The organism is uncultured Mucilaginibacter sp. (assembly GCF_903913935.1).
Lineage (GTDB): Bacteria > Bacteroidota > Bacteroidia > Sphingobacteriales > Sphingobacteriaceae > Mucilaginibacter.
Map to the genome: position 1 here is coordinate 1 of NZ_CAIWNH010000482.1, position 8,734 is coordinate 8,734.

7 protein-coding genes and 1 pseudogene are annotated in these 8,734 nt (G+C 43.3%); 6 read left to right on the forward strand and 2 right to left on the reverse strand.

Annotated features, from left to right (window positions below; genetic code table 11):
- Window positions 1-143: 143 nt before the first annotated feature.
- From QZY09_RS19380 to QZY09_RS19395, 4 genes are all read left to right on the forward strand, one after another.
- Window positions 144-524 (forward strand): RidA family protein, encoded by a 381-nt coding sequence (locus tag QZY09_RS19380; protein WP_295675045.1) that lies wholly within the window; start codon window positions 144-146, stop codon window positions 522-524.
- A gap of 77 nt (window positions 525-601) precedes the next feature.
- Window positions 602-2,710, forward strand: a complete 2,109-nt coding sequence (gene recG, locus QZY09_RS19385) for an ATP-dependent DNA helicase RecG (RefSeq protein WP_295675048.1) — start codon at window positions 602-604, stop codon at window positions 2,708-2,710.
- 97 nt (window positions 2,711-2,807) lie between these two features.
- Entirely contained in the window at window positions 2,808-4,184 is a 1,377-nt protein-coding gene (locus QZY09_RS19390) for a M28 family peptidase (RefSeq protein ID WP_295675050.1), read from the forward strand.
- Between the two features lie 109 nt (window positions 4,185-4,293).
- Window positions 4,294-5,574, forward strand: a complete 1,281-nt coding sequence (locus QZY09_RS19395; protein ID WP_295675052.1) for an MFS transporter — start codon at window positions 4,294-4,296, stop codon at window positions 5,572-5,574.
- 6 nt (window positions 5,575-5,580) lie between these two features.
- Here the strand turns inward: QZY09_RS19395 and QZY09_RS19400 are convergent, their stop codons facing one another.
- Complete coding sequence (locus QZY09_RS19400) at window positions 5,581-6,597, reverse strand: polysaccharide deacetylase (RefSeq protein WP_295675054.1); 1,017 nt, start codon at window positions 6,595-6,597, stop codon at window positions 5,581-5,583.
- On the reverse strand, window positions 6,587-7,114 hold the full coding sequence (locus QZY09_RS19405) for a hypothetical protein (RefSeq protein WP_295675055.1): 528 nt from the start codon (window positions 7,112-7,114) through the stop codon (window positions 6,587-6,589). Before QZY09_RS19405 ends, QZY09_RS19400 begins: the two co-directional genes overlap by 11 nt.
- 69 nt (window positions 7,115-7,183) lie before the next feature.
- Here QZY09_RS19405 and QZY09_RS19410 point away from each other — a divergent pair, with 69 nt between their 5' ends.
- Window positions 7,184-7,900, forward strand: coding sequence for a pyridoxine 5'-phosphate synthase (locus tag QZY09_RS19410; RefSeq protein ID WP_295675057.1), 717 nt, complete (start codon window positions 7,184-7,186; stop codon window positions 7,898-7,900).
- Window positions 7,901-8,101: 201 nt separating this feature from the next.
- A pseudogene (locus QZY09_RS19415) lies at window positions 8,102-8,734 on the forward strand (glycine dehydrogenase (aminomethyl-transferring)); the annotation flags it as partial.

Consider the following 8,734-nt stretch of genomic DNA (forward strand, 5'->3'; position numbering starts at 1 on the left):
AAATATAACGGTCAAACGAGTAAATAACTCAACAATACAAATTGCAAACAGCCACTGATGATTACAATGGCTGCATACCGTTAAATGCTCATCAGGCCTTAATACGACGTCAACTTTTTACAATACGAAAAACAAAAAATTTAATGAAAACTGTAATTAACACGAACAACGCGCCCGCTCCCATCGGCCCATATAGCCAGGCCATCCAGGCCGGGAATTTTTTATTTGCTTCTGGCCAGATCGCCATTAACCCAGCCACCGGCGAATTGGTATTGGATGATATAAAAACTGAAACCAAACAGGTGATGGAAAACATCAATGCTATTTTAGTTGAAGCAGGTGTCGACTTTAGCCATATTGTAAAAACCAGCATCTTTTTAAAAGACATGCAAAATTTTGCCCAGGTAAACGAGGTTTACGGAACTTACTTCAGCGACAATTTTCCGGCCAGGGAAACCGTACAGGTTGCAGCACTTCCCAAAAATGTGAATGTTGAAATAACAGTTACCGCTTTTAAGCCTTAGTATTTTCAAAAAAACAGGATATTTATAACTTCGGAGAATTATAAAACCAATAATTCAATAATTCACCCAACCACTAATTGAATAGCAGCGTATTTCAAACCCCGATCGAGTACTTAAAAGGCGTTGGCCTGAACCGGGCCGGTGTGCTGAAAAAAGAATTGCAAATCGCGCTTTTTGAAGACCTGCTTAATTATTTCCCCTACAAATACATTGACCGTACGCGGTTTTACAAAATAAAAGACATACAGCCTGAACTGCCTTATGTACAGGTATTGGCGCGTTTAACCCATATCGAAATTTTAGGCGAAAAACATACCAGGCGCCTGGTGGCCCAGGCCAAAGACGATACCGGCATTATCGAACTCGTATGGTTCCAGGGTGTTAAATGGATAGAAAAAACACTGATAATAGGTAAAGTATACGTATTATTTGGCAAACCTGGCTTTTTTAACGGAAAGGCCCAAATGGCCCACCCCGAAATGGAATTATACAATGCCGAAGCGCAGCAGCGTAAAGGCAATTTAACCCTGCAGCCGGCATACAATTCCACAGAAAAACTGAAGCAATATTCGCTTGACAGCAAGGGTATTCAGAAACTTGTGGCCGCCCTGCTGGAACAGTCCCTGCGGGAAGTACATGAAACCCTGCCACTATATATCATCAACCGGTTTAAACTAACCGGGAGGGCCGAGGCTTATAAGAACATCCACTTTCCGGACGACCCTGCAAAACTCAACGAAGCTGTTTACCGATTGAAATTTGAAGAACTTTTTCTGTTGCAATTAAAGCTGCTAAAAAATAAATTATTACATACGCAAAAGTTTAAGGGGAACATCTTTCAATCTGTCGGTGATACTTTTAACAATTTCTATCACCATAAATTGCCTTTCCCTTTAACAAATGCACAAAAGCGGGTTTTAAAAGAGATAAGGCTGGACACTCAGCGCGGCGTTCAGATGAACAGGCTTTTGCAGGGCGACGTAGGGAGCGGTAAAACGGTAGTGGCATTAATGAGTATGCTGATCGCCATTGACAATGGTTTCCAAACCTGCATTATGGCGCCCACCGAAATACTCGCCAACCAGCATTATCAAACCATAAAGGAACTTATTGGCGATGATTTTATTGAAGTGGCCCTTTTAACCGGCTCCACCACAAAAAAAGCCCGAAACGTACTGCATGAAAAATTAGAGAATGGTGAGCTCAAAATTTTAATTGGCACCCATGCCCTGATCGAGGATAAGGTGCAGTTTAAAAATCTTGGTTTCGTGGTGATCGATGAGCAGCACCGCTTTGGGGTGGAGCAGCGCGCTAAACTCTGGCGTAAAAACACTGTTCCGCCTCACATTCTTGTAATGACAGCTACCCCTATTCCGCGTACACTGGCTATGACTTTATACGGAGACCTGGATATATCAGTAATCGATGAATTACCCGCTGGTCGCAAGCCTATACAAACCGTACACTTTTATGAAGCCCAGCGGTTAAGGATGTTTGGTTTTATGAAACAGGAAATCGCCAGGGGACGGCAGGTTTATGTTGTTTACCCATTGATACAAGAGAGTGAAAAACTCGACCTGAAATACCTGGAGGAGGGCACAGAAGTAATGGCGCATGAATTTCCGTTACCTGATTTCCGGATCAGTATCGTTCACGGGAAAATGAGCGCTGCCGACAAGCAATTTGAAATGAACCGCTTTATAAAAGGTGAAACCCAGATAATGGTAGCCACTACAGTTATTGAGGTGGGCGTGAATATCCCGAATGCTTCTGTGATGATCATTGAAAATGCCGAACGATTCGGCTTATCGCAACTTCACCAGCTCCGCGGCCGTGTTGGCCGTGGCGCCGAACAATCGTTTTGTATTTTAATGAGCCATATAAAGCTAAGCCGCGATGGCAGGATCAGGCTGGATACGATGGTGAAAACCAATAACGGTTTTGAAATTGCCGAAACCGACTTACAGTTACGCGGCCCGGGCAATATTGATGGCACCCAGCAAAGCGGTGTACTCGATCTGAAATTAGCCAACATCGTAACCGACCAGGAATTATTGATAACCGTTCGCCGGTTTGTAGAAACCATTTTTGAGAAAGACCCGCATTTGGCAGCTCCCGAAAATCAAATTTTAAACCAGTCGCTGCGATCAAAAGAAGAAGGCTTAAGCTGGAATAAGATCTCGTGATTTCGGAATTCGCCTGTCTGCCGCAGACAAGGATGTTTGATTTCGGATTTTTTAATTTTCTTTCGCTATAATACTACATTTGCTAAAAGATATTAAAATGAAATTAAAACTTACCCTCCTTTTTTCACTGGTATTAACCACTACTTTTTTGAAAGCGCAGGATTCATTAATGATCCGTAAAATTTATGATGAAGAACTGGTTAACGGGCAATGTTACGGGAACCTGCATTACCTGTGCAAAAATATCGGGCAGCGGATCAGCGGATCGGCAAACGCGCAGAAAGCAATAGTATGGGGAGAAAAGTTAATGAAAAGTTATGGTTTTGATACGGTGTTTTTACAGCCCGTGATGGTGCCGCATTGGGTTCGCGGCGCTAAAGAAGAAGCGGCTATAATCCAGGGCAAAAACAGGGTTCCTGTGCATATAGCAGCTTTGGGCATGACGGTAGCCACACCCAAAACCGGCTTAACCGCTGCTATTATCGAAGTACATAGTTTAAAACAATTGGATACACTTGGTGAAAAAGGGATAAAGGGTAAAATTGTGTTTTTTAACCGGCCATTTGATCCCCGGTTCATTGAAACGATTCAAGCTTATGGCACAGCGGGCGACCAACGCTTTGCCGGCCCTGCAGCCGCAGCAAAATATGGCGCTGTAGGTGTAATTGTACGTTCATTAACCGAAAGCCTGGACATTTATCCGCACACCGGCGCAACATTATATGTTAAAGACGGCGTAAATATTCCGGCCGCCGCCATCTCAACCATTGATGCCAATAAATTAAGTTCTATGCTTAAGGGTGCTGCACCCATTAAATTTTACTTTAAACAAAACTGCCAAACGTTGCCGGATGCACCCTCTTTTAATGTAGTAGGCGAAATGAAGGGCACTGAACATCCCAATAGCTATATTATCGTTGGGGGGCATTTAGATTCATGGGACCTTGCCGAAGGAGCTCACGACGATGGCACCGGAATAATGCAATCAGTGGAGGTATTACGCATCCTGAAAGTTATGGAATATAAACCCAAAAACTCCATACGGGCAGTATTTTTTATCAATGAAGAAAACGGCGACCGCGGAGGCGATAAATATGCAGAACTTGCCGCAAAAAACAAGGAGGAGCATATAGCAGCGATTGAAACCGACCTTGGAGGCTTTACGCCAAGGGGCTTCGGATTTGATGGCGTATCAGCAGCTGAGCTCCAAAACATCAACAATAACTGGGGCAAACTGCTTGCACCTTACGGGTCAAATATGCTGGTTTGGGGCGGTGGCGGCAGTGATATAGGCCCTCTTAAAGAAAAATCAAATAAGGTGGTATTAATTGGTTATTTGCCCGACTCGCAACGGTATTTTGATATCCACCACACCCCTAATGATGTATTTGAGAATGTTAACAAGCGCGAACTTGAACTTGGCGCCGCTTCAATGGTTGCATTGATCTATTTGATTGACCAGCATGGGATCTAACAAACACCTGTTACAGGTTTTCGTAGCCATTAAAATTACATAGCAGTGTTGTTATATAAGATAACCTTAATCGTGCAAATTGTAAATTCGTAACCTTAAATTGTCATTTGTGTCAGAAGAAACAGATAGTCCGGTCATAAAAGATTCCTTTGCCGCCCTGCGCTATAAAGAGTTCCGCTCCTACCTGGGTATGCGGTTTTTCTTCACGTTTGCTTACCAGATGCAGGCGGTAGTCATTGGCTTTTACATTTACCAGGCAACACACAGCAAACTTGCATTAGGTTTGATAGGGCTTTGTGAGGCAATACCCGCCATTGGGATTGCGCTTTATGGAGGATATGTCGCAGATAAATCTGAGAAACGAAAGATGCTTTTGACTATATCATCCCTTGTGTTTATCTCTTCCCTTGTGATGTTTGCTGTTACCATGGACAAAATGAGCCCGCATATCCACAAAGAATGGATCGTCCCGGTTATTTATGGTATGATATTTTTGAATGGTTTGGCGCGGGCCTTTTACGGGCCGGCTACTTTTACGGTATATGCCAACAGCATTCCAAAAGAGCTTTATCCCAATGGAAGTTCATGGAGCAGTTCGAGCTGGCAAATTGCAGCCATTCTCGGCCCTGCAACCGGCGGTTTGGTTTATGGGTTCTTTGGTATAACCGCTGCATTTGCTGTGATCCTGGCTTTCCTTTTAATTTCTATCGTATTGATATACCTGTTGCGCTCGTATCCACCGGTATTTGCACCAAAAGAGAGCATATGGGTAAGCTTAAGGGAGGGGATCCACTTTGTATTTAACAGTAAAATATTAATCTGGGCCATGAGCCTCGACCTCTTTTCAGTATTTTTTGGCGGAGCAGTGGCCTTGTTACCTGTATTTGCAAATGATATTTTAAAGGTAGGTTCGCAAGGGCTGGGGATTATGCGGGCCACATCATCATTAGGGGCCGTTTTAACGATGCTGGCCATGGCGCGCTATTCGCCAATGGGGAAACCCTGGCGAAATTTGCTGATTGCTGTAACAGGTTTTGGCTTATCCATCATCTGTTTTGGCCTGTCACGCAGCTTTTATTTATCCCTGTTTTTCCTGTTTACTGAAGGGGCCTTTGATAGCATCAGCGTAATTATCCGCGGAACAATTATGCAGCTTTTAACCCCCGACCATATGCGGGGTCGTGTTTCTGCCGTAAATTTTATGTTTATCGGTTCATCAAATGAGATTGGCGCGTTTGAATCAGGCGCAGCCGCAACTTTGTTGGGTACCATACCCTCTGTAATATTTGGCGGTAGCATGACATTGCTTATCGTTACCATTACGTACCTCAAAACCAAAAAATTGGTACCCCTTTCCCTTAACCAGATCCAAACCCCTGATTTGAGTTAGCAGCCTTTATCGGTTTGTACTATCTGATTTATTTTCAAACTCTTTATCAACGCTTTCCCGTAAATCGTACAACAGCCATTCCTTTTTTGCAATCGCTTTTGTTTTTGAATGGATCAGTTTGATGAAATCGTTTACCCCCACAGGTTCGTTGCCATTGCCATGGATCAGTACGATGCTGCCGGCCTGGGGTTTTTGCCCCTTAGCCAGCCAGGCATCCGAACCAACGGGGATAAGGCCAAAATCGGTGATCTTAAATACCAGTTGCTGATCAGATACCAAACCCGGAAACCTGAAGAATACCGAAGGCAGCAAACCATTCTTCAGCATGGCCTTTTCTGTTTCAAGCACCTCGAAATTGATATCTGTTCCCGGCAGCAATAAAAAATTCTTTTTAAGCGGCAAGGTAGGGCTAACCCTATGGTTATAGGAGTGGTTGATCCAGGTAATATTGATCTGGTGATCTGCCTGCATTTTTTTTAACCATTCCAGGTCATCCGGATGCTGTTTCATCCAGACTCCGGAGACTGACAGTGCCAGCGGAACCGGCTTCTCCACCTGTTCAAATTCCTGCACAATGCTCGTAAATATCCTTTTATCCAACGGACGATGGGATGGGCACAGATCGGCCGTAAGGCTGATACCAGTTTGTTTGGGCATCCCGTTTTCTATACCCGCATCCTGGGTATTTACAGAATGCCTCTCAGCTTTTTTGATCGCCTTAATATAAGGGCTATTCTTAAAAAAGTCGCGTACTTCAGTCAGCGCCATTGGCTTAACCTTGTAAAATGAAGGCTCGTCGATCCTGGTTTCGAGGGTTTGAGGGTTTACCAGTAAAAAATAGTTTTTACCCTCATTCTCAAACTGCCGGATGATCATCCAGTCCTGCGGATAATGGGTAGCCCATCCGTAATACACTTTGTAATTGGTAATTTTAAGGTAATTGGCCTGGCCTTTTGACTTGTTGCTTAGAATACTCAGAATAAAAAGTATTGTAAAAAGCTTTAAAATATATTTAAGTTTCACGTTTACAATGGTTCCAGTTTTTCCCGGTTATGACAGCAATTATAACCAATATTACCAGGAAAATGATTTGCATAATCAATAATATTTGCCATGCAACGTCGAACAGTGACCCGTGGGGCGTTGTGTTCACCGGACGCACTTTTGGCAATGCAGAAAGTGGCGGGTAGATAGTCCATCCACTTTGCATTCCGTCTAGTTTTGAAGTAATGATATGAAATACGCCAACGCAACTTAACAAGCAAATATTGATCAAAAAGACGGCTGTTAACATGACGATATTCTGAACGCTCCGCTGATAACCGTAAAACGCTTCTTTAATGGCGTAAACCAGGGCCAATAATAGCAACATCGGGAATACGAAAATTTTCTCCTTTGTACCCTTAATCACAAGATAGGTATCATGCAGGGTGAGATCTAGTGTGTCATTACCAAACGCAGTAGTCCACAGTACTATCAATAGAATTGCCAACAGAACCAGGATGGCTATTTCTGTTTTAGATATCATTTTCGATTTCATGACCTAAATTTAAACTTATCATTTAACATTTGATTATTCATTAATTAAATGATGTACTAACTTTGAGGCATGACCCGATTATCTGTCAACATCAACAAAATAGCCACCCTGCGCAACTCACGCGGCGGCAATAACCCCGACCTGGTACAGGTTGCCAAAGATTGTGAACGCTTTGGTGCACAGGGAATAACCGTACACCCCCGGCCCGATGAAAGGCATATCCGCTACCAGGATGTTTTCGACCTGAAAAAAATCGTCACTACTGAATTTAATATAGAAGGCAATTGCCAGGAACAAAAATTCATCGACCTGGTACTGGCCAACAGCCCCGAACAGGTGACGTTGGTGCCGGATATTTTGGGCCAGATCACCTCCAATCATGGTTGGGATACTATTACACATCAACAGTATTTAAAGGAGATGATCAGGGTGTTTAAGGATGCCGGCATCCGTGTATCGATATTTGTTGACCCTGTTGCAGAAATGGTTGAAGCCGCCGCAACCACCGGCACCGATCGTATTGAATTATACACCGAGGCTTATGCCCACCACTATCCTCAAAATAAAGAAGCAGCAATTGCCCCATACGTAAAAACCGCAGAGATTGCCCAAAAAGTTGGCCTCGGTATAAATGCCGGCCATGACCTTGACCTGCAAAACCTGAAATATTTTGCGGAAAATATCCCGGGTTTGGACGAAGTAAGTATAGGCCACGCGCTGATCTGTGATGCCTTATATTATGGGCTGGAGAATACGATTCAAATGTATTTAAGGCAGCTGGTCTGAACCCGGATTGAACAGATTTTGAGATTTTTCGGATTGAATAAATTGATTTTTTCAATCCTGTTAATCCAAAAATCGGGCTAATCCTGGTTCTGGCAAACAATACAGTTTTTCAATGTAAAACCATTGTCACCATCAGGTTATTCAATTGTTATACAGTAATGAAATTTGTACCTTTGCGGAAAATTTAAGGGAAGCTAATTCATGAAGTTGAATATCGATTATCAGGAAAAATTTCAGTCGCGTCATATCGCGCCAAACGAGGCAGATACCGCGCAAATGTTAAAGGTTGTAGGAGCAGATTCACTTGATGAACTGATCAGCCAAACGGTACCGCAAAAAATAAGACTGAAGGCTCCCTTAAACCTCCCGGCAGCCAAAAGCGAATTTGATTACCTGAATACACTGAAGCAAACTGCTTCAAAAAACAAGGTATTTAAATCATTTATCGGGCAGGGTTATTATGACGTGATCGTTCCTGGCGTAATACAACGCAATATCCTTGAAAATCCCGGATGGTATACCCAATACACTCCCTACCAGGCAGAAATTGCGCAGGGCCGTTTACAGGCATTACTAAACTTCCAGACGATGGTGATCGACCTTACCGGGATGGAAATTGCCAATGCCTCCTTGCTTGACGAAGGCACCGCGGCTGCCGAAGCCATGTTTATGCAATACAGCCTGCGTAAAAATCAAAGTGCTAATGTATATTTTGTTTCGGAAGAGTTATTTCCGCAAACCATTGATATTTTAAAAACCCGCGCACAACCCTTCGGTATTGAATTACTGATCGGTGATCATCGTTCAGTTGAACTGACCGAGAATATGTTCGGC